Origin of the sequence: Streptococcus sp. 449_SSPC, from assembly GCF_001073005.1 — a bacterium.
GTDB lineage: Bacteria > Bacillota > Bacilli > Lactobacillales > Streptococcaceae > Streptococcus > Streptococcus salivarius_F.
On sequence record NZ_JVGR01000029.1, the window covers coordinates 223776 to 250178 of the forward strand.

Sequence of the window (26403 nt, forward strand, 5' to 3'; positions counted from 1 at the left end):
TTTTTATGAAAAATGTGGGTTAAAGACCTTCTCATGACCTATAGTAGTGTCCCAACCGTGTCCGGGGAATACCTTGTAGTGGTTAGGAAGGGTGAAGAGTTGCTCTCGAATACTAGTGAGTAACTGATCGTGGTTTCCTGTTGGGAGGTCCCAGCGTCCAATTGTTTCTTTAAAGAGGGCATCACCAGAAAAGACGATTTCTTCTTCATCGAAAATTAAAGAAATGCCTCCGATAGAATGTCCTGGGGTTGGAACAACTTTAAACTGGAAATCCTCGATGTTATAGTCCTGAGTGAAATCGAAGTAGTATTCTGCTGGATTGACAATAACGTCTTCCATATCGTCATGACGTGGAAGTCCCGATAAATTATCAATAGGATTCATTAACCAGTCTTTTTCAGCCTCTGCAACATAAACAGGAGGGTAATTATAAGCTTGACGGACTGCCTCAACACTCATAATGTGATCGTAGTGTGTATGTGTCAAGAGGATAGCAGCAACAGGTTTATAACTTGCTTTAAGCTCAGCTAAGATAGCAGAAGTATCACTTCCCGGATCAATGACTAGACAAGCTGTATCGTTTTCTAAAATATAGGTGTTTTCCTGGGCAACAGGATTTAAAATTTGTCTTATTTTCATAGCTCTAGTGTAGCACGAATTTCAGGCTTTTTCCAATATCAGAATGATGGCTTTGTCTTTTTTTGGGGCTTTGGATATGCTATAATAAGGTCACTATGAGTGAAAAAAACACGAATAAATATGCCATTGTTGACTTGGAAGCAACCTCCGCTTCGTCAACGGCTAGTATTATACAGGTGGGAATTGTCGTCATGCAAAATGGTCAGGTGATTGACGAATTTGCGAGTGATGTTAACCCACACCAAGAACTAGATGATCACATTATTCATTTAACAGGGATTACCGATCAGCAGTTGGCTCAAGCCCCAGATTTCTCGGAAATTGCTAGAACCATTTTTGAACTGATTGAGGACTGTATTTTTGTTGCCCATAATGTTAAATTTGATGCCAATTTGCTTGCAGAGGCACTTTTCATGGAGGGCTTCGAACTAAGGACTCCTCGTGTGGATACTGTCGAATTGGCTCAGGTCTTTTATCCGACGTTAGAACAATATAAGCTATCTCATTTATCCAAGGTTCTTAATCTTGACCTAGCTCAGGCCCATACCGCTATTGAAGATGCGAGAGCGACCGGACAGCTTTTGTTTCATTTGATGGATAAGATTGCCAGCCTACCTAGACAGACCATTGAGATGCTTTTAACTTTTTCAGATAATCTACTTTTTGAGACAGAGTTGGTTATTCGTGATGCTATAAGAGATCAAAATTTAGGTCTTTCAAAGGAATATGTCATGCTTGAAGAATCCGGAATTGTTCTTCGTAGACCTGTGGCTTATAAGGCGGAACGAAAACTGTCTCAAGATTTTGCTACCAATATTGCTCTCTTAGATTTAGAGTCAAGACCTAAACAAAGAGAGTTTGCTGAGGCAGTAAGGACGGAGCTTGATAATACTGCTATTTCCATGATTCAGGCTCAGACTGGAATTGGGAAAACCTATGGCTATTTGCTTCCCTTGTTAGCACAATCTGATGTAGATAAAGTAGTAGTAGCTGTTCCAACCAAGCTTCTTCAAAATCAGATTATGAATCAAGAAGCTAAAGCATTATCGGATGTCTTTAATATTAACTTTCATAGTCTCAAAGGACCTCAGAATTATATCAAGTTAGATGCCTTCTACCAAACCTTACTTCGTCAGGATAGTAACCGTTTGGTTAATCGTTATAAAATGCAACTCTTGGTTTGGTTGACTGAAACAGAGACAGGGGATCTTGACGAAATCAGACAAAAACAGCGCTATATGGCTTATTTTGATGAGATTAAGCACGATGGTAAGTTAAAAGCTGACAGTCTTTTTGCCGAATATGATTTCTGGCAACAGTCCTATCAAAAAGCCCAGGAAGCTAGGGTAGTTGTGACCAACCATGCTTATCTGTTGACGCGTATGGAAGATGATTATGATTTTGTTCGAGGAAAAACTCTTGTGATTGATGAGGGACAAAAGATGGTCCTGGCTTTAGAACAATTTTCACGTCATCAAGTCAATCTTACTGTCCTGTTGCAATATATTCATCGAATTCTTGATAGTGGTAGTCAAAGCTTGCTTCAACAACGCTTGCTCGAAAATCTGCAGTTTGAAGTTAGCCATCTAATCCAAGAACATCAACAATTTCCTCAGAAGCAGTATAATCGCCAGCAATTAGATCGTTTGCTACAAACCATTTCTGAACTGGAGGGTGAAAGTGATTTGATGGAGATGTTGTCTCCCTTGAAGACACCCCTTTACAGCCATTTCTGGCTTGAAACAGACTATTATCAGGAACATCGTGTGACTTATTTAAAGGCATCACGCCAAGAGCTCTTAGAACTTTCAGCTTATCTACCAAGTGCCCAAAAAGTGATAATTGTTTCAGCAACTATTGATGTAGGACCTGATGTTGATGTGGCTGATTTGTTGGGCTTAAAACAGGTACGCAAGGTTAGCCTCCCAATGGACACTTTACCCAATCAAGCTATTTGGATTGATCAAAGTATGCCTATGATTGGTATTGCTTCTGAGGAAGAGTATGAAGTTGCTCTTGCAAAGCGTCTCCAGAAGCTATCTGAAATGGAATATCCAATTTTAGTACTATTCACGTCTCGAAAGAGTATGATGGCTGTTTCAGATTTATTGGATCATAGGGAAGTTCGTCACCTAACTCAAGAGAAAAATGGGACTGCTTTTAATGTCAAAAAACGTTTTGATAGAGGTGAGACCAATCTCCTTCTGGGTATGGGGTCGTTCTGGGAAGGTGTGGACTTTGCCCAACAAGATAGGGTAATTGAGGTTATTGCACGTCTGCCGTTTGACAATCCTAAGGATCCATTCTATCAAAAGATTGAATCTTGGTTTTCTAAGCAAGGAAAGAGCACATTTGATAGTTACAGTCTTCCCATGACGGTTTTACGTTTTAAACAAGCTATTGGGCGTGCTCAGAGACGTCCAGAACAGCGCTCGACTATTCTTCTTATGGATAATCGCCCGCTCGTTAAGAGTTATGGAAAACTATTTCTAAAAGAAGTGACACAAGAAGTTGCGCTTAAGCACGCTAAGTTCGAGGAAGTCAAAGAGGATATTCAGGATTTCTTAGAACAAGAAAGTTAACTTTTTAAAACCAACCTTTTCTAAGATTACTTAGGTTTTATAAATTTTACTGACTTATAAAAAAGATAGACTTAATTGCTCAATACTAGCTATATTGCTATGTAAAGATTTATCATTTTCTGATATAATAAATTCAGAAACTTTTTTAGGAGGCATTATGCGTAAACAACGTTCACCCTGGACCAAAAAGCAACAGTTCATTTTTGGAATAATTGTAATCGTTGTGACTTTAATTGCCTCTTTGACTGCTATTCTTATTGTAGCGACTAAGCCTTATGTAGACGCTGAAAAGAAGGTTATTGCCATAGCAGAGAGCAAAGCAGATATTAAGACTGTTACTGAATTTGATATCTACCATGGTGAGGCTACCTATTACGGACTTCTTGGAAAGTCTGGTCAAGGTGAGAAAATAGCTGTTATCGTGAGTCATGATTCAGGTGAGGTTGATATCTACAAGCAATCGGATGGTATTAGTAAGTCAGTGGCCAAGAAAGCTGCTAAGGCCTACGGTGCTAAGGATATATCCTATGTCCACCTAGGAAAATATGGCAAAACTCCTATTTGGGAAGTGAAGTCAGGAACCCAGTATTATCTGGTTGATTTTATCTCAGGTCAGGTTATTAAAGTGGAAGGACTATAATGAAATGACAAAATTATCAAATCGTGTATTACAAATGGAAGAAAGTGTTACTTTAGCTGCCAGTGCGCGTGCTAAAGCTCTTAAAGCTCAAGGACGTGATATCTTGAGTTTGACACTTGGTGAACCAGATTTTGTAACACCTAAGAACATTCAAGATGCTGCTATTACCTCTATTGAAAATGGTAAGGCAAGTTTCTATACCGTAGCTTCTGGACTTCCAGAACTTAAGGATGCGATTAGCACTTACATGGAAAACTTCTATGGCTATGCTGTAAAACCAAATGAGGTTGTTGTCGGCACTGGTGCGAAGTTTATCTTATATGCTTTCTTTGCTACGGTCATCAATCCTGGTGATGAAGTCATTATTCCAACACCCTGCTGGGTTTCGTATGTAGACCAAGTTAAAATGGTTGAGGGTGTTCCAGTCACTTTCCAAACGACTGAAGCTAATCACTTTAAAGCAACAGTTGAACAACTTGAAGCTGCTCGCACTGAAAAAACTAAAGTTGTCTTGCTTAATTCTCCATCAAATCCAACAGGAATGATTTACAGCAAGGAAGAATTGCAAGCAATCGGTGACTGGGCGGTTGAGCACGATATTTTGATTTTAGCAGATGATATCTATGGCCGTTTGGTCTATAATGGCAATACCTTTACTCCAATTTCAAGTCTTTCAGATGCCATTCGTAAGCAAACAATCGTGATTAATGGTGTTTCCAAGACCTATGCTATGACAGGTTGGCGTGTTGGTTTTGCTGTCGGAGATCCAGAAATTATTTCAGGTATGGCTAAGATTATCAGTCAAACGACATCAAATCTTACAGCAGTTTCTCAATATGCTGCTATTGAAGCCTTAACAGGTGATCAGTCTTCTATCGAAGAAATGCGTCAAGCTTTTGAGGAACGTTTGAATACGATTTATCCACTCCTAGCTGAAGTGCCTGGTTTTGAAGTCATCAAACCTCAAGGTGCCTTTTACCTCTTCCCTAATGTTAAAAAAGCGATGGAAATCAAGGGCTACACAAATGTTAATGATTTTACAAACGCTATTCTTGAAGAGGCTGAAGTCGCTTTGGTAACAGGTGCAGGATTCGGCGCACCTGAAAATATTCGTCTTAGCTATGCAACAGACTTAGATACTTTGAAAGAAGCAGTCCGCCGAATCAAAGCCTTTATGGAAAAATAGAATTAATATAGATCAAAAGAAAAGAGAAGTAATTACATGTCTAAACAATTAGTTTCAATTATTGATGTGCCTAAACACGTGGGCGAAGAAATCACTATCGGTGCATGGGTAGCTAACAAATCAGGTAAAGGGAAATTGGCCTTTCTTCAATTGCGTGATGGAACTGCCTTCTTCCAAGCGGTAGCTTTCAAACCTAACTTCATCGAAAAATACGGTGAAGAAGAAGGTACTGAAAAATTTGATACTGTTAAACGTCTTAGCCAAGAAACATCAGTTTATGTGACTGGTGTGGTCAAAGAAGACGAACGTTCAAAATTTGGTTACGAGTTGGATGTGACAGCAGTAGAAGTCATCGGTGAATCACATGATTACCCAATCACACCAAAAGAACACGGAACTGACTTCTTGATGGATAATCGTCACCTTTGGTTGCGTTCACGTAAACAAATGGCTGTTCAACAAATTCGTAATGCGATTATTTACGCAACATACGAATTCTTTGATAAAAATGGTTTCATCAAATTTGATAGTCCAATTTTGTCAGGAAATGCAGCTGAAGATTCAACAGAATTGTTTGAAACGGATTACTTTGGTACACCTGCTTACCTAAGCCAATCTGGTCAGCTTTACCTTGAAGCTGGTGCTATGGCTCTTGGTCGTGTATTTGACTTTGGTCCTGTTTTCCGTGCCGAAAAATCTAAAACACGCCGTCACTTGACTGAGTTCTGGATGATGGATGCTGAGTATTCATTCTTGTCACATGATGAGTCACTTGATTTGCAAGAAGCTTATGTTAAGGCTCTTATTCAAGGTGTTATTGATCGTGCGCCACAAGCTCTTGAAATCCTTGAACGTGATGTAGATTTTCTTAAGAAATACATTGCTGAGCCATTCAAGCGCGTGTCATATGATGAAGCTATCGACCTTCTTCAAGCACATGAAAATGATGAAGATACAGATTATGAGCACCTCGAACATGGAGATGACTTTGGTTCTCCACACGAAACTTGGATTTCTAACTATTTTGGTGTTCCAACATTCGTTGTTAATTATCCAGCAAGCTTTAAGGCCTTCTACATGAAGCCAGTTCCTGGTAATCCTGAGCGCGTTCTTTGTGCAGACCTTTTGGCTCCAGAAGGTTATGGTGAAATCATCGGTGGTTCAATGCGTGAAGATGACTACGATGCTCTTGTAGCTAAAATGGATGAACTCGGAATGGACCGTTCAGAATACGAATTCTACCTTGACCTTCGTAAATATGGTTCAGTACCACACGGTGGTTTTGGTATCGGTATTGAACGTATGGTTACTTTCGTAGCTGGAACAAAACACATCCGTGAAGCTATTCCATTCCCACGTATGTTGCACCGTATCAAACCATAAGTAAAATTCTTTAGGAGTGCAAAAGTATGAAAAGATGGTTACTTGGTCTTTTGACCTTACTTTGTATGGTTTCGATGGTAGCTTGTAGCAAGACTACTCCCTCACTAGAGGGTGAATGGCAGGCACAAGATGCCTTAAAGAAGGATTATACGATTGTCTTCAAGAAAGATAAGGTCAAGATTGGTGAGCAGGATTATAACTATACAGTGGATGGTCCCAAGTCTAAGGATGACTTTACCTATTATTCGCTAAAAGTAAAAGATCAGGGAAAAGAGACGTCTTATACAGTATTTTTCCCAACTAAATCCAAAGAGGTTGCTCTCTTTCTAGAACCAAATGATGAGAAAGAGCCCCTTAAGGGTCAAATGCTCTTTGCACTTAATAAAAAAGACAAACCAGACTATTATAGCTATGTCAAAAAGTATCTGAAATAGTAGGAGAAGGATTAGCCTAGCGCTGATTCTTTTCTTTTTGGAATTATATGTTTCAATTTTCAGAATATTTTGTTATAATAGCAACATATTAGTCAAAGGAGAACTATCATGGCAAAAACTATTCATACTGATAAAGCACCAGCAGCAATCGGACCTTATGTCCAAGGTAAAATTGTAGGCAACCTTTTGTTCGCTTCTGGTCAAGTACCATTGTCACCAGAAACAGGTGAAATCATTGGTGAAACAATTCAAGAACAAACAGAACAAGTTCTTAAAAATGTTGGTGCTATTTTGGCAGAAGCAGGTACAGACTTTGATCACGTTGTTAAAACAACTTGCTTCCTAAGTGACATTAACGATTTCGTTCCATTTAACGAAGTGTATGCAACTGCCTTTACATCTGATTTCCCAGCACGTTCTGCGGTAGAAGTGGCACGTTTGCCAAAAGATGTTAAAATTGAAATCGAAGTTATCGCTGAGATTGATTAATGAAGAGAGCCTTGGCTCTTTTCTTTTTTTCTTAACTGTGATAGACTATTAAAGATAAATCATTTTCGATGTTTGGGAGACACCATCGCTAAAAAAAACCATTACTGGCGTTTTTTTGGCTCCCCCAAGGGGCCTTTTTATGTGTCTCAGACATCACGAATAAAGAGGAATATTATGAAACGTCAATCAGCTTTGGTCGTCTTTAGTGGCGGTCAAGATTCTACTACTTGCCTATTTTGGGCTCTAAAACATTATGAAACAGTTGAATTAGTTACTTTTGCTTATGGCCAACGTCATAGCCTGGAAATTGAAGTAGCTAAAGAGATTGCGCAAGAACAAGGGCTTAAACACCATGTTTTAGACATGTCTTTGCTTGGTCAAATCACTGAAAATGCCTTAACATCTGATATTGAGATTGAGGCAGAAGAAGGTGAAGTTCCTAATACCTTTGTGGACGGGCGTAATCATCTTTTCCTTTCTTTTGCAGCTGTTCTAGCCAAGCAACGTGGTATCACTGACATTATTACAGGTGTTTGTGAGACAGACTTTTCTGGTTATCCAGACTGTCGTGATGTTTTTGTCAAATCGCTTAATGTCACACTTAATCTTGCCATGGCCTATGATTTTGTTATCCAAACCCCACTCATGTGGTTAGATAAGGCTGAGACTTGGGCTTTGGCTGACCAACTAGGAGCTTTTGACTATGTTCGTGAAAAAACGCTAACTTGCTATAACGGTATTATTGGAACTGGTTGTGGGGAATGCCCTGCCTGTCACTTGCGTCAAAAAGGCCTTGAAAAATATCTAGCAGAAAGAGGAGAAGCTTAATGTTCTTTGCACCGAAAGAAATCAAAAAAGAAACAGGTGAGTCTTTGGTTTACAATCCTCACCGTACAATGGTTTCTAAAGAGTTTACTTTTGATGCTGCCCACCATCTCTTTAATTATGAAGGTAAATGTAAATCACTTCATGGTCATACCTACCATCTTCAGATTGCAGTAAGTGGCTACTTGGATGAGCGTGGCATGACCTTCGATTTTGGTGATTTAAAGAGCATTTATAAGGATCATTTGGAACCACAGTTAGATCACCGTTATCTCAATGAGACTTTGCCTTATATGAACACAACTGCGGAAAATATGGTTTTCTGGATTTTCCAGACGACGAGTCAACATCTGCCTGAGGAGAGAGGACTTCGTTTGGAATATGTGCGTCTTTATGAAACACCAACAGCTTTTGCAGAGTTTAGACGGGAGTGGTTGGATGACTAGAGAACGTGTACTCAAACTGCCAGTGCTTGAAATTTTCGGACCGACTTTTCAAGGGGAAGGCCGAGCTATCGGTCAAAAGACCATGTTTGTAAGGACAGCAGGATGTGATTACCATTGTGATTGGTGTGATTCTGCCTTTACTTGGGATGGGTCAGAGAAGCCAACGCGTATGACAGCTGATGAAGTTATTGAAGCTTTGGATGCGCTAGGAACTTACGACTATGTTACTCTGTCTGGAGGGAACCCAGCTCTTTTAGCAGCAAATATGGCAGAACTCGTTTCAAAACTCAAGGCTAGAGGAGTAACTTTGGCCGTTGAGACACAGGGTTCTCGCTGGCAGGAGTGGTTAAAGGATATTGATCAAGTAACCTTAAGTCCTAAACCACCATCATCCAAGATGGAAGTCAATATGGAAACCCTTGACTTTATTGTTTCACAACTTGATCCTGATAAAGTTACCTTTAAGGTTCCTGTTTTCGACGATGATGATTTAGCCTTTGCTAAAATGATTCAAGAACGTTATCAGCTAGATGTCATGTTTCTTTCAGCGGGTAATCCTGAACCGAAAGCAGAAGGTAATATTGTCCAACATCAATTAGATCGCCTCAAAGAGCTTTGGGAGACAGTAGCCGCTGACGACTCGTGGGGAAATGTGCGTGTTCTCCCTCAGCTTCATACTCTACTCTATGATAATGAGCGCGGAGTCTAATCTTCACATTCTATAAGCTTAGAATTGATAGTATTTTTACTTTTTTAATGATTAACATTAGAAATTTAGATTAAAAAATGAACACATAAAGGTCTAGAAAAATTAACAACAAAGGAAGAAAAATGTCACAACAAGAAGAAATGAAAAACCTCACTCTCCTTGGTAATAAGGAGACACCTTATATTTTTGAATACTCTCCACAAGTCTTGGAGTCTTTTGATAATCGTCATACTGATAATGATTACTTTATCAAATTCAACTGTCCAGAATTTACATCACTTTGTCCTATTACTGGGCAACCTGATTTTGCAAGTATTTATATTTCTTATATTCCAGACCAGCTCTGCGTTGAGTCTAAATCTCTAAAGCTTTATCTCTTTAGTTACCGTAATCATGGAGACTTCCATGAAAACTGTATTAATACCATTGGTAAAGATTTGGTGGAGCTTTTGAACCCTCGTTACTTGGAAGTTTGGGGTAAATTTACACCTCGTGGTGGTATCTCGATTGACCCTTATTATAATTATGGTCGTCCTGAAACAAAGTATGAGAAGATGGCTGAGCAACGTCTCTTTAATCACGATCTTTACCCAGAAAATATTGATAATCGTTAATGTTACGCTAAAAGTCCTTATACAAATAGAGGGCTTTTTTTGTTTAAACACTTGCCTTTAAGCCCTAAAAGAGGTTTGCCTAACCGTTTTTCACAAAGAAAGTTAGGTCTTTGTTAGTCTTCTATTGGTTTAGTCTGAGAAACTTCTATTATTGAAATAATTTGACAATAGAAGTTTTATTTCTTACAATTAAAGTGTAAATGGAAATGTAAGCGATTGCTTATAAAAGGTATATTTTTTTTAAAAGGGGAAAAGACAATGAGAAAGAGTTTACGATTATTTTCATGTGCTGTCCTAGGGGCAGCTATTTTAGCACCAACAGTAGTTGGCAACAATCATGCACAAGCCGATAGTTATTATGGACGTGGTTATTCTAATAACTATAGTTATAACTCATGGTATAACAACTATTATCCAAACTATGGTTATAACTACGGCTACAATGGCTATTATCCAGGCTATACTTACAATTATGGCTATAACTACGGTTACAATAATTACTATCCAAACTATAACTATGGCTATAATTATAACTATAATTATGGCTATAACAACTATAATCCTGGTTACAACAACTACAACGAATCAGGTACTTACCGCTATAGCAATGGCTATTTGTACTACATCTTGAGTGATGGTAGCTACTATGTTAACTATAACGGTCGTTGGGTTCGTGGTGGTGACTATAATAACAACAATGGTGGTTCTAACAATACACCAACGACAGGTTATGAGGTTTTGAGAAATGACCCTCACTACCGTTATGAAAATGGTACTCACTATTATTTGAAAGATAATGGTGATTATTACTATTATTCAAATGGTAAGTGGGTGCTTGTTAAGGCTTCAAGCACAGATTCTGAAGCTCCAACAACTTCAACTGTAGATTCAACGTCATCAGCAAGCTCAGAAGCGCCATCAACCGTTGATTCAACTTCATCAGCAAGCTCAGAAGCACCATCAACCGTAGATTCAAGCTCATCTGCAACTTCAGAAGCACCATCAACTGTAGATTCAACATCATCTGCAACTTCAGAAGCATCATCAACCGTAGATTCAACATCGTCTGCAACTTCAGAAGCACCATCAACCGTAGATTCAACGTCATCAGCAAGCTCAGAAGCACCATCAACCGTAGATTCAACTTCTTCTACAATTTCAGATGCTGCTTCAACAGGTAATTCAACTTCAGAAGTAGTATCGAATGGTAACTCAAGTTCTGCTGTAACGTCTGAATCTTCTTCAGCAGCAACTTCAGAGACAGGTTCAACATCAGAAACAAGTTCTGAAGCTCCTGAACTTGAAAAACCACCATATGCGCCTGAAACAAACATTGACTATGATAAGTTGCCAAAACCAACATTGCCACCAACAGATTATCGCATGTATTCAGATCCACGATTTGTAGATGACAACGGTACCTATTACTACCGTGTGGCATTGACAGATGAAGATAATGCGCGTGGTATCGATGGTTACTACAAATGGGTTGATGGTAAATGGAAACTCTACAATGGTACTGCCAATGATGACCCTGAGCTTGATCCAGATTTCCATAAACCAGCAGGAAACGACGAATACATGTACGATGACAATGCATCAAGTGTTAAGTTGTATTCTGAAAATGTAGTTGGTACTGGTAAAGCTGGTGAAGCTCTTCCATTCCAAAATGTGGATGAATTCAAAGATTATGTTATTAAGAATTTTGCTCCAAAATTCTTAGATAATGCTGGCTGGGATTGTAATGTAACTTGGGAAATTGAAGATGTTGACAACTTCAACGCTTCTAAGGGCAGTGCTTGGGCACGTGACTATGTTATTACAGCTAATCTCAAGAGCGGTGTTGACGACAAAAAATATAGTGATGTTGAATTTGGTTATGTTAAATTTGTTTATCATGTAGAACCAACTGAAAACTCTGATTATGTTGAAGTTGACTCAGCTAAGGCTGCATTTAATGAAATCAATGCTCAACGTACAGCTGCTGGTTTGCCAGCACTTACATGGTCTGATGATCTTTACAATAGCACAACCCTTCCACATGCCAAAGATATTTCACACACTTACAACAGTGATGGTATTGTTTACCGTCGTGAATCTGATGGTTCAGTTGTAGCCAATAAATGGTTGAGTAGTGGTATTCGTGAACTTCTCATGAGTCCAGATGCTACTCAAGCAGCAGTAGCTTGTGTTGTCGCTGGTGACGGTACTTACTACTGGACTTTAAATTACCAATAAGAAGAGTTTAAATTAATTGTCCCAATAATGGAGGAGTCTGAGGTTAGTCTTGGACTCTTTTCCTTTATCTATTGAACGTTTAAGCTTTCAATATGGTATAATAGAGCCTAGAAAGAAGGCGAAAATATGCAGGTTAAGAGAGTTCAGGATTATATCTCTAAAGAGTGGTTCGATGAAACCGATGGTTCCTATTTCGAACGTCTAAATAGTCGTTTGCAGGTGCTTTTGAAAAAAGATTACCCTGATTTACAAGGACATGATTTTATTAGTAATATCAGTCTTTTGGATTATAGGTTGGTTTTTCTTGATGAAGTTATTGCAAATGCTAATGAGAAAAACGAACATGTTCGGGAAACCGTTCACGATGTGACCAAGAGTTTATTGTACGAGGATCAAGACATCCAGGAACAATTGGATAGTAGGATCACTTTTGGTCAAAAAGTAGCGGATGAAGTGGCCCGATTTGGTGGATCTTGGACTTTTATCTTGTCATTCGTTGCTTTTATGGCTATTTGGATGGGGCTTAATGTTGTTCAACCTTTTGGGATTGCCTTTGATAAATATCCATTTATTCTGTTGAATCTGGCCTTGTCTACTCTAGCAGCCGTTCAGGCACCATTGATTATGATGAGTCAGAATCGAGCATCGGATTACGACCGTTTACAAGCGCGTAACGACTATCAGGTCAATACCCAGTCTAAGGAAGAAATCCGACTTTTGCATGAAAAAATTGACCACTTGGTCCAACAAGACCAATCAGATCTTTTGACAATTCAAAAATTGCAGACAGAAATGATTATGGGGGTTAGCCAACAAGTTGAGAAGATGTCAGACGATATTCGTGTCTTGAAAGAAGAAAGACTAGAAAGGGAGTCTCATGGGAACGAAAAAAATTAATTTAGTTGTTGTAACAGGGATGAGTGGTGCAGGTAAGACTGTAGCAATTCAATCCTTTGAGGATATTGGATACTTCACCATTGATAATATGCCACCCTCTTTGGTACCTAAGGTTATCGAATTGGTAAAACATAGTGAAGAGACAGATAAGATTGCTCTTGTTGTTGATATGCGTAGTCGCTTGTTCTTCGATGAGATTAACGATATTCTGGATAAATTGGAAAGCAATGAGGAACTTAATTTCAAGATTCTATTCTTGGATGCCACGGATGGTGAATTGGTTTCTCGTTATAAAGAGACACGTCGTAGTCACCCACTTGCGGCAGATGGCCGTGTTTTGGATGGCATCAAGCTTGAGCGTGAGCTTTTGTCACCGCTTAAGAGTTTGAGTCAAAACGTGGTTGACACGACAGAATTAACCCCACGCCAGTTGCGTAAGGCTATTTCTGAACAGTTCTCATCTGAACAAGACCAATCTTCTTTCCGTATTGAAGTTTTGAGTTTTGGTTTTAAATATGGATTGCCATTGGATGCAGATCTGGTTTTTGATGTCCGTTTCTTGCCAAATCCTTATTATGATCCTGCACTTCGTAACCTCACAGGTTTGGATAAAGAAGTTTTTGATTATGTCATGAAACATAAGGAATCAGAAGACTTTTACAATCATTTGACACAGCTTATTAAACCAATCTTGCCTGGCTACAAAAAAGAAGGTAAGTCTGTTCTTACCATTGCTGTTGGCTGCACAGGTGGTCAACACCGTAGTGTAGCCTTTGCACATCGTCTGGCTCAAGATTTGAAAAATGATTGGACAGTCAATGAAACACATCGTGATAAGGATCGACGTAAGGAGACAGTGAATCGTTCATGAAAAAACCAAGAATTACAGTAATAGGTGGGGGAACTGGTATCCCAGTCATTCTTCGTAGTTTGCGTCATAAGGATGTTGATATCACTGCTGTGGTAACTGTAGCTGATGATGGCGGTTCTTCGGGAGATTTGCGTGATATCATGCAACTGACACCTCCAGGGGATTTGCGTAATGTTTTGGTAGCTATGAGTGATATGCCTAAACTTTATGAAAGAGTTTTCCAATATCGTTTTGATAAAACCGATGGTGCTTTGGCTGGTCATCCACTCGGAAACCTAATCATCGCTGGAATTTCAGAAATGCAGGGATCTACCTATAATGCTATGCAGCTTCTGACGAAGTTCTTCCATGTTACAGGAAAGATTTATCCAGCTAGTGAGACAGCTTTGACGCTTCATGCCGTTTTTCAAGATGGTCATGAAGTAGCAGGGGAGAGTAGTATTGCCCAGTACGATGGCATGATTGAGCGCGTTTATGTGACAAATACCTATAATGACGAAGAGCCTAAGGCCAGTCGTAAGGTTGTTGATGCTATTATGAATAGTGATATGATTGTTTTAGGTCCTGGATCTCTTTATACATCGATTTTGCCCAACCTTGTGATACCAGAGATTCGTCAGGCTCTTATCGAGACCAAGGCTGATGTCACGTACATTTGTAATATTATGACTCAGTACGGAGAAACTGAACAATTCTCAGATGCCGACCATGTGGCTGTTCTTAATCGTCATCTTGGCTCTGATGTGATTGACAATGTCTTAGTTAACATCAAGAAAGTGCCTAAGGAATACATGGCTAGTAATAAATTTGATGAATACCTTGTTCAGGTTGAGCATGATTTTGAGGGCTTACGTCGTGAAGCTAAAACAGTTGTGTCTTCTAATTTTTTGCGACTTGAAAATGGTGGTGCCTTCCACCATGGTGACTTGGTAGTGGATGAGCTCATGCATCTAGTGAGGAACAAGTCATGAGTTTCACAATTAAGGTTAAAGAAGAGATAATTGCTGCTTCAAGCAAAGACAAGGCTGAATTGTCAGCATTGATTAAGATGTCTGGTTCTGTTGGATTGACCAACCAAGGATTGACTCTTTCCATCTCAACAGAAAATGCAAAGATTGCACGACATATCTACCAATTAATGGAAAGTCGTTATCAGAGTAATCCTGAATTGAGACATCACAACAAGACCAATCTCAAGAAAAATCGTGTTTACACGGTTTTTGTCGCTGACCATGTCAATGATATTTTGTCCGATTTACAATTGGCGGATTCTTTCTTTGGCTTTGAAACAGGTATTGAAACATCAGTAATGGAAGATGACGAAGCTGGAAGATCCTATTTACGAGGCGCTTTTTTGGCGACTGGAACAGTACGTGATCCTGAAAAAGGCCGTTATCAATTAGAAATTTTTTCCGTTTACCAAGACCACGCAGAGGATTTAGCTTCTCTCATGAAAAAATTTATGCTCGATGCCAAGGTTTTGAGTCATAAAAATGGTTTTGTGACCTATCTTCAAAAAGCTGAGGACATTATGGATTTTCTCCTTGTTATTGGCGCAATGAACTCTAAGGATACCTTCGAAGAAGTCAAAATTATGCGAGAAACCAGAAATGATCTGAATCGTGCCAATAATGCGGAAACAGCCAATATTGCTAGAACGATTAGTGCTAGTATGAAAACAATTAATAATATTATCAAGATTATGGATACGGTTGGCTTGGAGATTTTACCGGTGGAGCTGCGCCAAATTGCCCAACTTCGTATTGCCAACCCAGATTACTCTATCCAGCAGATCGCAGATAGTATAGAACCTCCTCTGACCAAGAGTGGTGTTAACCATCGTCTCAGAAAAATCAATAAGATTGCGGACGATTTGTAAGTAGAAAGGAAGCTTTTATGGCTTGTACAACGATTTTAGTAGGTAAGAAAGCCTCATATGACGGCTCTACCATGATTGCACGTACTGAGGATTCTCAATCAGGCGTTTTTACGCCCAAAGAATTTCTCGTCGTGACCCCTGAAGACCAACCGCGTCATTACCAGTCTGTGCTTAGCAATTTTTCAATTGATTTGCCAGATAATCCTCTACGATATACCTCTGTCCCAGATGCGCTTGGGAAAGACGGTATTTGGGGTGAAGCTGGTATTAACTCAGCTAATGTTGCCATGAGTGCAACAGAAACAATCACGACTAATGCGCGTGTTCTCGGCGCTGATCCTCTTGTTAAAGATGGTTTTGGAGAAGAGGATATGTTGACTTTGGTCTTGCCATATATCAAGACGGCGCGTGAAGGTGTTCTTCGTTTGGGACAACTCCTTGAAACTTACGGAACTTACGAGTCAAACGGTATTGCTTTTTCAGACACTGAAGAAATTTGGTGGTTAGAAACAATTGGTGGTCACCATTGGATTGCAAGACGTGTTCCAGACGATGCCTATGTTACTAACCCAAACCAACTTGGTATCGATCACTATGAGTTTGAAAATCCAGACGACTATCTTGCCTCACCAGACATTCGAAATTTTATTAATAAACATCACTTGGATTTGACTTATTCTAATGAACACTTTAATCCACGTTATGCTTTTGGTAGCCAACGAGATAAGGATCGTCATTATAATACACCACGCGCTTGGGCTATGCAGAAATTTTTGAACCCAGAAAAAGACTATGATCCAAAATCATTCTTTATTCCATGGTGCCAAAAACCATACCGCAAAATTACAGTTGAAGATGTTAAATACGTTTTGAGTCTTCATTACCAAGATACGCCTTATGATCCTTATGGACCTCAAGGAGATGCAGTGAGTCAACGCCAATTCCGTCCAATCGGTATTAACCGTACTAGTCAAACAGCTCTCTTGCAAATGCGTCCTAACAAACCATCAGAAACAACTGGTATTCAGTGGTTAGCCTATGGATCAATGCCATTTGGTACAATGGTGCCATTCTGGACTCAGGTCGGAACAACACCTGCTTATTTCCGTCAAACAACTGATAAAGTAGATACAGGCAATTTCTACTGGAGTAATCGTTTGATTGCTGCTATCTGTGATCCTCATTTCCAACAGCATGAGGCTGATTTGGATGCTTATGTAGAAACAACGATGGCTCTTGGCCATGCTATGATTAATCATGTCGACAATGCTTTAGCAAATGGTGAGAGTATTGATTTTGAATCTGAAAATCAAAAAATTAGTGATAAGATTCAGTCAGAAACAGATAAACTATTGGCAAAAGTCTTAGATGATGCAAGTAACTTGATGACTAATCGTTTTTCTATGAGTGATTAAAGTCATCAAAAAAACCTTTCCAATTTTATGGAAAGGTTTTTTCGTAGTCTAACCTTACTTGTTTTCTTCATCCAGTTTCGAGAGGAGTTGGTAAAGTGTAATGAAAAAGAAAAGATTGAGTGAAATGAGAAGGCCTGATGCCCATGGCAAATCGCTTTCTAAATTTCTAAGAGGTGAATTCCAAGCAAAGTGTGTCGCAAAAGCACCACAAGCATAAAGAATACCAATAAGACTGTACTTGGAATTAATGAGTTTTTGACGTGAACGCCATATAAGGACTAGCCCCATAGCAAGGAAGGACGTGTAAAGCCAGTGAGACGATACAGCACCAATAGTTCGACCAAGGATTCCCGAAATCGTATAAGAAAAACCATCAGGCAAATCTGAAAGAATATAGGAGAAGTCTTCACTAATCTGGAAGCCAAGACCTGCCGTAATAGCGACAAGCAAGAGCTCCTTGTAACTTTTTGTTGGCACCATATAGATAGCAAAGAGAAAAGCAGCTAGTTTGAGGGGTTCTTCAACTAGGGGAGCCATAAGAGCATCCTCAAAGCGGTAGAAGAAACTCTTTGAAGAAAGATGAGCAGTCACCCAGTCGTGAGAAATGGTATTGGCATAACCAGCTATCCATCCTGTGATAAAGACTCCACCAATTAGAGCAAATATGAGAACAAGTGGTTTCACCTGCCATCTCTTGCCTAAGTATCGAACCAGAAATATTCCTGGTAGGATATAACATAAGGCAATTAGTGTTGATAGTCCAATAATACCGTATGCTGAACCAGACAAGGCACCTGAGGTGTATGATTGTGTATCATAAGTCAGGCCAATGGATGCAAGCAATAAAAAAAGATATAGGGTTAATTTACGAAACATGTATAACCTACTTTCCAAATGATATTTCCAGTATATCAAATAATTCTTTTTCATCGAAATATTTCAATTTTTTTATTTTAGTACTTGCAAAATAAATGAAGTGTGATATACTTAACCAGTAAACTATTAACTGGTTAAGTATTTTGAAAGGAATATCATGAAAAAGAAACGCATTTTTGGCCTAGCAGGAATAGCAGCAGTTGTTTTAGCTGCTGGTGCAGGTATTTATTATACGACTAGTCACCACGGTTCAAAAGGAAATAGCGACTTGAAGGTTGTGACCAGCTTTTACCCTGTTTATGAATTTACAAAGCAGGTTGTTGGCGATGAGGGAGAGGTGTCTTATCTTATTCCCGCTGGTAGTGAAGCCCACGATTTTCAACCATCTACTAAGAATGTCGCTGACATTGAAAAAGCAGACACTTTTGTCTACCTAAATGAAAATATGGAAACCTGGGTTCCAAAAGTTGAAAAGTCTATCAACACTAAAAATACAAAAATCATTAAGGCAAGTCAAGGCATGGTTCTCTTACCTGGAATAGAGGAAGAAGATCATGATCACGGTGGAGAAGAGCAACACCACGAATATGATCCTCATGTTTGGCTCTCACCTAAACGTTCTCAAAAATTAGTTGAAACTATTAGGGACGGTTTGATTGCTCAACACCCAGATAAAAAAGCAGTCTTTACAACCAATGCCGAGAAATACCTTAAAAAATTAAAGACTTTGGATAAGGAGTATACTGAAGCCTTAAGTCAAGCGAAACAGAAAAGTTTTGTTACCCAGCACTCAGCTTTTGCCTACCTTGCTTTAGATTACGGTTTGACACAAGTACCAATTTCAGGTGTTTCAGCTGAATCTGATCCATCTGCAAAACGTATCGCTAGCCTTTCTAAGTATGTCAAAGAATATGATATTAACTATATCTACTTTGAGGAAAATGCTTCAAGTAGCGTTGCCAAAACCTTAGCTAACGAAGTAGGAGTTAAGACAGCAGTTTTAAATCCAATTGAATCACTAACTAAGGAACAGTTGAAAAAAGGTGAAGATTATGTCAGTGTTATGACTGAGAATCTCAAAAACCTTCGTTTAACAACAGATGTTGAAGGTAAAGCTATCCAACCTGAAACAGGAAGCGATGATAAGAAAACAGTCCAAAATGGTTACTTTGATGACAAAGATGTCAAAGATAGGGAACTTTCTGATTGGTCTGGTGAATGGCAATCGGTCTATCCTTACCTCCAAGATGGTACTTTAGATCAAGTATTTGAATACAAAGCTCTATCGAATAAGGATAAAACCGCACAAGAGTATAAAGAGTACTACACTAAGGGCTATCAAACAGATGTTTCTAAAATTGCTATTGATGGTAAAAAGATGACCATGACTTTCACAAAAAATGATGGAAGTAGCGTGACACACACTTATCGTTATGATGGTTATAAGATTTTAACTTATGCTTCTGGTAAAAAAGGTGTCCGTTATCTCTTCACAGCAACTGACAGTCAAGCAGCAGATAACCCTTACCAGTATGTCCAATTTTCAGATCATCAAATAGATCCAACAACTTCAGCACATTTCCATATTTTCTTCGGAAATAGTAGCCAAGATGAGATTCTAAAAGAGATGGATAATTGGCCAACTTACTATCCTGGAAAACTTAGTGGCTTTGAAATTGCCCAAGAAATGGTTAGTCATTAATACTAGAATTGCACTCATTCGTGAGTGTTTTTCTTTTTTAAAAAAATCTTTCATTTCTTAAACTCTTAGAAAATCGCTAGTGTCATTATTTTTAAATAGAAATTTAAAGCATGGTATTTTTTCTAAAAAAATCCTGTAAAAAATTAAATAATTACTACATTTTTTCATTCTTTAGTGGTACAATAATAGTACGATTTTCAGATGACCAGGAGAGACCCATGAACCAGTATTTAGTAGCGATACATTATATTCAACTGCTTCAAGCAGAACTCGATATTCTAAATCATGATGCACGCTTGCTTTTTGATTTAAAGATTGAACCAAATCTTGCTAAACGAGAGCTTGCTGACTTGAAAGTATCCCTATCTAAATTATCTGACAAAAACCTTTATATCGAAGGTACAATCTGGTATCAACCAAGTTTGTTTGCAATTATTGATCAAAATTTAGGGGTTATTGATGACTGGCTCAAGGAATTAGATGACTTCTTTGAATTTACCTATAGTACAACAGTTTTCACTGTTTTGAAAGAAAATGAAAATCGAAGTTACGACTTATTACTTGGTCTCTATAGCCGTCTTGAATACGTTATTTCAGAAATAAAAAATAGCCGTTAGTCATCTAACGGCTTTTAGTATATAAAAAAATATAGGTTCTGTTTTAAATATCAAATAATTTGACAAAATACGCAAATGTGTGTAAAATAAAATTTGAAAATACTCTAATAAAAATAATGTTAAGTTAAAGGAAGATAACAACTAAGTGAGTAAACAGGGGTTGAAATTGGGGGCTTTTGTTAAATATTATTTGGTGAGCCTTGCGTCACTGAGCTTTTTATGTCTTATTTTGTATGGGCTATATTCTTTAAATGGGCTCATTCCTTTTTCTCTAGACAGAACTTCAAGTCTTGAAGTAAAGCATTATTCAGGGCAGACCACCTCTTCTGTAAAAAAAGATGGTGATTATAAGGTTCAGGATATTAGTGGTGAAACTAAGAGTTACAATGTTGATTTGAAAGTAACAAACGATGGGGACAAGGTTATTCAAACCTATGTCTTTGAGTATAAAAAATGATTCTATAATAAAAACTCACAAACTTAGCAAGATTGTGAGTTTTTTAGATGTCTTTTACCAAAGTCCTAATAGCTTTTGCATGAGAAGAGAAGCAAGACTGATTAATAACCAACAAACTCCTCCCACTAGAAGTGCTGAGCCTCCTTTAGTGATTAGTTGTTTGAGATTTGTTTGGAAACCAATAGCTGCCATGGCCATAACAATCATAAATTTCGAAAGGTCTTTTAAAGGTGAAAAGACGGCAGGTGTTACACCGAGTGACATTGAAACAGTTGTAATCAGTGAGGCCAAAAGGAACCAAAGGATAAAGTTAGGCACTGCTTTGGCTAGCGAGAATGCTTCCTTTGTATTGTCCTTTCGCGACTGCCATACAGAAAGCCCAAGAGTTATAGGGATGATAGCAAGCGTTCGAGTCAACTTAACAATTGTTGCCTGCTCTAGAATGGATGTTCCATGTAAGCTACCCCAAGAGCTGGCTGTAGCAGTTACAGAAGAAGTATCGTTGACAGCTGTTCCAGCAAATATGGCAAAGCCTTGATTACTAAGTCCCAACCAGGATCCCAAGTGAGGGAAGAGTAGAGCTGCTAAGATATTGAAAAAGAAAATTACAGAGATTGCTGTTGCAATAGATTCATCTTTAGCCTTGATTACAGGAGCAGTTGCAGCGATAGCAGATCCCCCACAAATAGAAGAACCAACACCTACTAAAGTAGCAATTTCACTATCTAGCTTGAACACGCGATGGACGACATAAGCAGTAAGCAGTGCCGTAGTAATAGTCACTAGAATAATGGGAAGTGATGTTACGCCAACCTTAAAGACTTGGGAAAGATTTAGTCCAAATCCAAGAAGAATAACAGCGTATTGTAATACTTTTTTAGAAGTGAATTGCATTCCTGCTTTAAGTTTCTGAGAATCTCTTAGAATAATTCCTAGCAGAAGTCCTATAAATAAACCAAGGACAGGCCCACCAATAATAGGGAACAAGTTTCCAAGGAACCATGCTAGGAGAGATATAAGTATTGCAATACTTAATCCTGGTAAGAATTCTTTTATTTTCATTCATTTATCTCCTTAAAATTTGACTATATTATAGCTTATTATAAATATGATGTAAAGGTGACATTTGCTTTATTTATCAAGGAAAATGGGTCTGAAAGTTGCGACTTGTCAGTTTTTCTGATAGAATAGTATTGAAATATTATAATTAAAAATCTTATGAAGGAAGGGTTGTATGTATCGTCATTTAAAGAAGTATATGATTTTTATTGTGGGAGCTTTTGTTTGTTCGCTCTTTTTGGTTCTAGCTTTTACAACAGATAGAAAAAATGATAACAGTGTTAATGCTAAAGCTGAAGCTGCCTACAATCAAACTACGACGGCTTTTATTGATAGTATCGGAGAGACTGCGAGACAGATTGGTCAAGATTACAATATCTATGCTTCTGTTCTAATTGCTCAAGCCATTCTGGAATCAAATTCAGGTCAGTCAGGTTTGAGTCAGGCTCCTTATTACAACTTCTTCGGGATTAAGGGCTCTTATAATGGGAATTCTGTGACCATGCGTACTTGGGAAGACGATGGTACAGGGAAGACTTATGAGATTGATGAACCTTTCCGTTCTTATGGAAGTCTGAGTGATTCTTTAGCCGATTATGCTGCTTTGATGACGTCATCAACTTATGCTGGCACTTGGAAATCAAATACAAGTAGTTATGCAGATGCCACTCAAGCATTGACAGGAACTTATGCAACTGACAGTCTTTACGCTTCTAAATTAAATAGCATTATTGCATACTATGGTTTGACTGCCTACGATCAAGCTCCAGTTACTCAAGCAACTGCTTCAACAAGTGGTCTTGTTTGGAACAGCTATAGAGGCTCATACACAGATGCTGAGACCTTATCTATAGATGAGGCTTGGGCAAGCTATAAAAATTATAAATAACAATGAGAGTCGAAAGGCTCTTTTTTGTGCACTAAATTGGATAGTTTGGGTGATAAAAAGTCCCCAACATTCTGTGCTGGGGACTAACATCTATTAGTTGTCAAAAGTGACTTCTTTAACGAGGTTATCTAGGAATTTTTCTCCCATTTTAGAGAGGGTTGCCTTTTCATGCTTTAAGTAAACAATATCAATCTCATCATCAATATCAAGCGGGATAGAGACAATGTTATCTCCATTCAAATTACTATTTAAAATACCTGTAGCAATGGTATAACCATCCAAACCGATTAATAGGTTGAAGAGTGTTGCACGGTCTGAAACCACGATAGATTTTTTATGGGGAATCTGAGAGAGGATTTCTTCAGAATAGTAGAAGGAATTATGAATCCCTTGGTCGTAACTAAGGTATGGGAAGTCTTCTAAATCTTCCAAAGAGACAACTTCATGCTTAGCCAAGGGATTTGACTTGCTGACAAAGATATGCGGTCTAGCTTTGAAAAGACTGGTATATGTGAGGCGGTTGTCGTCAAACATCTTAGTCAAGACATCTCGGTTATAGCTGTTAAGGAAGAGAACACCAATTTCTGAACGGAAGTTCTTAACGTCCTCAATAATTTCGTAAGTACGTGTTTCACGTAAGAAGAGCTCGTAACGTGTCATATCAGCTCTTTTGAGAAGTGAGACGAAAGCATTGACAACAAAAGCGTAGTGTTGAGAGGAAACACTAAACAATTCACGTGTCTCTGTGTGACTCTTGTAGCGTTCTTCCAAGAGATTCGTTTGTTCCACTACCTGACGGGCATAAGAGAGAAATTCAACGCCATCCTTGGTTAAGGTGATTCCCTTAGGGTTACGGATAAAGATATCAATTCCCATTTCTCTTTCCAAGTCACGAACAGCATTTGAAAGACTTGGTTGTGTGATGAAAAGTTGTTTTGCAGCTTCATTCATTGAGCCGGTTTCGACGATTTTGATAATATAATGTAATTGTTGAATTCGCATAGCCTTATTATAGCATATTTTAAGGATTATTCCTTAGGATAAGAGGCGAGTAAAAGGTCTTTTTAGGACTATACCAATTTTTATACTTGACATTGTCAAATATATGCAATATACTGTCCTCGTTAAGCTTTTTAAAGAGCTTATTGACTATACCAATTTTAAATGAAGGAGACATGACCTCTTTGATTTGAGGTTATTATTAAAAATATGTGTGGAATTGTTGGTGTTGTAGGTAACACAAATGCAACTGATATCTTGATTCAAGGACTTGAAAAGCTAGAATACCGTGGTTATGATTCAGCTGGTATCTTTGTAGCTGGCGATGCATCTAGTCAATTGGTTAAGGCTGTTGGCCGTATTGCGGAGCTTGCTGCTAAAACTGAAGGAGTAGAAGGTACAGCCGGTATTGGACATACTCGTTGGGCAACTCACGGTAAACCAACAGAGGACAATGCTCACCCACACCGCTCAGAAACAGAACGTTTCGTTTTGGTTCACAATGGTGTTATTGAAAACTATCTTGAAATTAAGGAAGAATACCTTTCTGGTCACCATTTCAAAGGTCAAACTGATACTGAAATTGCAGTTCACTTGATCGGAAAATTCGTTGAAGAAGATGGTTTGTCAACTCTTGAAGCATTCAAGAAAGCTCTTCACATTATCCGTGGATCATATGCCTTTGCCCTCATGGATTCTGAAGATGCCTCAACAATTTACGTTGCAAAAAACAAATCACCACTTTTGATTGGTCTTGGTGATGGCTATAACATGGTCTGCTCAGATGCCATGGCTATGATTCGCGAAACTAATCAATACATGGAAATTCACGATCAAGAGTTAGTTATCGTGAAAGCTGATAGTGTTGAAGTTCAAGATTATGATGGCAATGTAAAAGAACGTGATAGCTATACAGCTGAACTTGACCTATCTGATATTGGTAAAGGCACTTACCCTTACTACATGCTCAAAGAAATCGATGAGCAACCAACAGTGATGCGTAAGCTTATCCAAGCCTACACAGATGACAAGGGGCAAGTGACTGTAGATGCTGATATTATCAAGGCTGTTCAAGAGGCTGATCGTATCTATATTCTTGCGGCAGGAACATCATATCATGCTGGTTTTGCTTCTAAGAAGATGCTCGAAGAGTTGACAGATACACCAGTTGAGCTTGGTATTTCTTCTGAGTGGGGTTATGGTATGCCACTCCTTAGCAAGAAACCTCTCTTTGTCTTTATTAGCCAATCAGGTGAAACAGCAGACAGCCGTCAGGTTCTTGTTAAAGCTAACGAGTTGGGTATTCCAAGTTTGACAGTGACAAACGTTCCGGGATCTACTCTTTCTCGTGAAGCTGATCATACAATGCTTCTTCATGCTGGCCCAGAAATTGCCGTAGCTTCTACTAAAGCTTACACTGCTCAGATTGCGGCTCTTGCCTTCTTGGCTAAAGCAGTCGGTGAGGCTAATGGTAATGAAAAAGCTAAAGCTTTCGACTTGGTACATGAATTGTCACTTGTAGCACAATCTATCGAATCAACACTCTCTGAAAAAGAAGTCATTGACGAGAAAGTGGCAGCTCTTCTTGCAGAAACACGTAATGCTTTCTATATTGGTCGTGGTCAAGATTACTACGTTGCTATGGAAGCTAGTCTTAAATTGAAAGAAATCTCATATATACAATGTGAAGGTTTTGCAGCAGGTGAGTTGAAACACGGAACGATTGCTTTGATCGAAGATGGTACACCTGTTATTGCCCTCTTGTCTGACGCTGTTCTTGCTAGCCACACTCGTGGTAATATCCAAGAGGTAGCAGCACGTGGTGCTAAAGTGTTGACTATTGCTGAGGAAAATGTTGCTAAAGAAGGCGATGACATCGTTCTTAATAACGTTCACCCTTACTTGTCACCAATTTCAATGGTTGTACCGACACAATTGATTGCTTATTTTGCAACACTCCATCGTGGACTCGACGTCGATAAACCACGTAACTTGGCTAAATCAGTTACTGTTGAATAAAAATACCAACATCTCTTACAGTGTAAGGGATGTTGTTTGTTTGTTTTTATCGTTTTCACCCTTGCTTAATTGAGAAATCTAAAGTAGAATAGTATCTATATCACAATCTTAGGAGAGAATTATGTCATTACCAAATTGTCCAAAATGTAACTCAGAGTATGTTTATGAAGATGGAATCTTGCTTGTATGTCCTGAATGTGCCTATGAGTGGGATCCAAACGAAGTTGCAGAAGAAGAAGGACTTGTGGTTCTTGATAGCAATGGCACACGTCTTACTGACGGTGACACTGTTACGGTTATCAAAGATTTGAAAGTTAAAGGTGCGCCAAAAGATATTAAACAAGGCACACGTGTTAAAAATATTCGTTTGGTTGAAGGTGACCACAACATTGATTGTAAGATTGATGGTTTTGGTGCTATGAAACTTAAATCTGAATTTGTTAAGAAAATCTAAATAAGCTTTAGAGATGCTAGACTTAAGTATTGTTTGTTTCTCAGGACAGATTATTTAAGTCTCTCAGGAGTGTGACTATGAACT

At 38.6% G+C, this 26403-nt stretch carries 27 protein-coding genes; 22 read left to right on the forward strand and 5 right to left on the reverse strand.

What is annotated here, in order from left to right; all coding sequences use genetic code 11:
- Positions 1 to 3 precede the first annotated feature (3 nt).
- Positions 4 to 639, reverse strand: coding sequence for an MBL fold metallo-hydrolase (locus ADH51_RS07130; protein WP_048675566.1), 636 nt, complete (start codon positions 637 to 639; stop codon positions 4 to 6).
- 95 nt (positions 640 to 734) lie between these two features.
- Between ADH51_RS07130 and ADH51_RS07135 the strand changes: the two genes are divergently transcribed.
- The 10 genes from ADH51_RS07135 to queF all read left to right on the forward strand — a co-directional run bounded on the left by ADH51_RS07135 (position 735) and on the right by queF (position 9947).
- Positions 735 to 3221: a bifunctional DnaQ family exonuclease/ATP-dependent helicase gene (locus ADH51_RS07135; RefSeq protein WP_048675567.1), complete on the forward strand. Its 2487-nt coding sequence runs from the start codon at positions 735 to 737 to the stop codon at positions 3219 to 3221.
- 157 nt (positions 3222 to 3378) lie between these two features.
- Positions 3379 to 3861, forward strand: coding sequence for a DUF5590 domain-containing protein (locus ADH51_RS07140; protein WP_048675572.1), 483 nt, complete (start codon positions 3379 to 3381; stop codon positions 3859 to 3861).
- 4 nt (positions 3862 to 3865) lie between these two features.
- Complete coding sequence (locus tag ADH51_RS07145; protein WP_045001679.1) at positions 3866 to 5047, forward strand: pyridoxal phosphate-dependent aminotransferase; 1182 nt, start codon at positions 3866 to 3868, stop codon at positions 5045 to 5047.
- Positions 5048 to 5083: 36 nt separating this feature from the next.
- Entirely contained in the window at positions 5084 to 6430 is a 1347-nt protein-coding gene (gene asnS, locus ADH51_RS07150) for an asparagine--tRNA ligase (RefSeq protein ID WP_048675576.1), read from the forward strand.
- A 26-nt stretch (positions 6431 to 6456) separates the two neighbouring features.
- Positions 6457 to 6864: a hypothetical protein gene (locus ADH51_RS07155; protein WP_048675578.1), complete on the forward strand. Its 408-nt coding sequence runs from the start codon at positions 6457 to 6459 to the stop codon at positions 6862 to 6864.
- A 108-nt stretch (positions 6865 to 6972) separates the two neighbouring features.
- A complete protein-coding gene (locus ADH51_RS07160; RefSeq protein WP_002891112.1) occupies positions 6973 to 7353 on the forward strand; it encodes a RidA family protein in 381 nt (126 codons plus the stop codon).
- A 174-nt stretch (positions 7354 to 7527) separates the two neighbouring features.
- On the forward strand, positions 7528 to 8181 hold the full coding sequence (queC, locus tag ADH51_RS07165; RefSeq protein WP_048675580.1) for a 7-cyano-7-deazaguanine synthase QueC: 654 nt from the start codon (positions 7528 to 7530) through the stop codon (positions 8179 to 8181).
- Positions 8181 to 8624, forward strand: a complete 444-nt coding sequence (gene queD / locus ADH51_RS07170; protein WP_045772391.1) for a 6-carboxytetrahydropterin synthase QueD — start codon at positions 8181 to 8183, stop codon at positions 8622 to 8624. Before queC ends, queD begins: the two co-directional genes overlap by 1 nt.
- On the forward strand, positions 8617 to 9333 hold the full coding sequence (gene queE / locus ADH51_RS07175; RefSeq protein WP_048675584.1) for a 7-carboxy-7-deazaguanine synthase QueE: 717 nt from the start codon (positions 8617 to 8619) through the stop codon (positions 9331 to 9333). Before queD ends, queE begins: the two co-directional genes overlap by 8 nt.
- Before the next feature lie 122 nt (positions 9334 to 9455).
- Positions 9456 to 9947, forward strand: coding sequence for a preQ(1) synthase (gene queF / locus ADH51_RS07180; protein ID WP_003097375.1), 492 nt, complete (start codon positions 9456 to 9458; stop codon positions 9945 to 9947).
- Positions 9948 to 10759: 812 nt separating this feature from the next.
- Here queF and ADH51_RS10325 read toward each other — a convergent pair.
- Positions 10760 to 11281, reverse strand: coding sequence for an alanine-zipper protein (locus ADH51_RS10325; protein WP_371106351.1), 522 nt, complete (start codon positions 11279 to 11281; stop codon positions 10760 to 10762).
- Positions 11282 to 11294: 13 nt separating this feature from the next.
- Between ADH51_RS10325 and ADH51_RS10330 the strand changes: the two genes are divergently transcribed.
- From ADH51_RS10330 to ADH51_RS07210, 6 genes are all read left to right on the forward strand, one after another.
- Positions 11295 to 12185, forward strand: coding sequence for a CAP domain-containing protein (locus ADH51_RS10330; protein WP_158084690.1), 891 nt, complete (start codon positions 11295 to 11297; stop codon positions 12183 to 12185).
- Positions 12186 to 12311: 126 nt separating this feature from the next.
- Positions 12312 to 13082: a DUF1003 domain-containing protein gene (locus ADH51_RS07190; protein WP_048675589.1), complete on the forward strand. Its 771-nt coding sequence runs from the start codon at positions 12312 to 12314 to the stop codon at positions 13080 to 13082.
- Positions 13063 to 13953, forward strand: a complete 891-nt coding sequence (gene rapZ, locus ADH51_RS07195; RefSeq protein WP_014634584.1) for an RNase adapter RapZ — start codon at positions 13063 to 13065, stop codon at positions 13951 to 13953. The genes ADH51_RS07190 and rapZ overlap by 20 nt, the downstream gene beginning before the upstream one ends.
- A complete protein-coding gene (locus tag ADH51_RS07200) occupies positions 13950 to 14924 on the forward strand; it encodes a YvcK family protein (protein WP_002891102.1) in 975 nt (324 codons plus the stop codon). The genes rapZ and ADH51_RS07200 overlap by 4 nt, the downstream gene beginning before the upstream one ends.
- Positions 14921 to 15832 (forward strand): DNA-binding protein WhiA, encoded by a 912-nt coding sequence (gene whiA, locus ADH51_RS07205; RefSeq protein WP_004182012.1) that lies wholly within the window; start codon positions 14921 to 14923, stop codon positions 15830 to 15832. The genes ADH51_RS07200 and whiA overlap by 4 nt, the downstream gene beginning before the upstream one ends.
- A 17-nt stretch (positions 15833 to 15849) precedes the next feature.
- Entirely contained in the window at positions 15850 to 17247 is a 1398-nt protein-coding gene (locus ADH51_RS07210) for a C69 family dipeptidase (RefSeq protein WP_048675595.1), read from the forward strand.
- A gap of 54 nt (positions 17248 to 17301) precedes the next feature.
- On the opposite strand, the gene ADH51_RS07215 is transcribed toward ADH51_RS07210, so the two are convergent.
- Positions 17302 to 18123, reverse strand: coding sequence for a PrsW family glutamic-type intramembrane protease (locus tag ADH51_RS07215; RefSeq protein WP_048675597.1), 822 nt, complete (start codon positions 18121 to 18123; stop codon positions 17302 to 17304).
- 157 nt (positions 18124 to 18280) lie between these two features.
- Here ADH51_RS07215 and ADH51_RS07220 point away from each other — a divergent pair, with 157 nt between their 5' ends.
- The 3 genes from ADH51_RS07220 to ADH51_RS07230 all read left to right on the forward strand — a co-directional run bounded on the left by ADH51_RS07220 (position 18281) and on the right by ADH51_RS07230 (position 20899).
- Complete coding sequence (locus ADH51_RS07220) at positions 18281 to 19825, forward strand: zinc ABC transporter substrate-binding protein AdcA (RefSeq protein ID WP_048675600.1); 1545 nt, start codon at positions 18281 to 18283, stop codon at positions 19823 to 19825.
- A gap of 218 nt (positions 19826 to 20043) precedes the next feature.
- A complete protein-coding gene (locus ADH51_RS07225; protein WP_004182057.1) occupies positions 20044 to 20442 on the forward strand; it encodes a hypothetical protein in 399 nt (132 codons plus the stop codon).
- Positions 20443 to 20587: 145 nt separating this feature from the next.
- Positions 20588 to 20899, forward strand: coding sequence for a hypothetical protein (locus tag ADH51_RS07230; protein WP_022496675.1), 312 nt, complete (start codon positions 20588 to 20590; stop codon positions 20897 to 20899).
- A 54-nt stretch (positions 20900 to 20953) separates the two neighbouring features.
- Here the strand turns inward: ADH51_RS07230 and ADH51_RS07235 are convergent, their stop codons facing one another.
- Positions 20954 to 21961 carry a YeiH family protein gene (locus ADH51_RS07235; RefSeq protein WP_048675603.1) on the reverse strand — a complete coding sequence of 336 codons (1008 nt, stop codon included), beginning with the start codon at positions 21959 to 21961 and terminating at the stop codon, positions 20954 to 20956.
- 172 nt (positions 21962 to 22133) lie between these two features.
- On the opposite strand from ADH51_RS07235, the gene ADH51_RS07240 reads away from it, so the two are divergent.
- Positions 22134 to 22847, forward strand: a complete 714-nt coding sequence (locus ADH51_RS07240) for a glycoside hydrolase family 73 protein (RefSeq protein WP_048675605.1) — start codon at positions 22134 to 22136, stop codon at positions 22845 to 22847.
- A 93-nt stretch (positions 22848 to 22940) separates the two neighbouring features.
- Here the strand turns inward: ADH51_RS07240 and ADH51_RS07245 are convergent, their stop codons facing one another.
- Complete coding sequence (locus ADH51_RS07245; protein ID WP_002891090.1) at positions 22941 to 23849, reverse strand: LysR family transcriptional regulator; 909 nt, start codon at positions 23847 to 23849, stop codon at positions 22941 to 22943.
- Positions 23850 to 24056: 207 nt separating this feature from the next.
- On the opposite strand from ADH51_RS07245, the gene glmS reads away from it, so the two are divergent.
- Together glmS and ADH51_RS07255 are read left to right on the forward strand one after the other, a co-directional pair.
- Positions 24057 to 25865, forward strand: coding sequence for a glutamine--fructose-6-phosphate transaminase (isomerizing) (glmS, locus tag ADH51_RS07250; protein WP_048675607.1), 1809 nt, complete (start codon positions 24057 to 24059; stop codon positions 25863 to 25865).
- 121 nt (positions 25866 to 25986) lie between these two features.
- Positions 25987 to 26319: a zinc ribbon domain-containing protein YjdM gene (locus ADH51_RS07255; RefSeq protein ID WP_037603162.1), complete on the forward strand. Its 333-nt coding sequence runs from the start codon at positions 25987 to 25989 to the stop codon at positions 26317 to 26319.
- Positions 26320 to 26403: the final 84 nt, after the last annotated feature.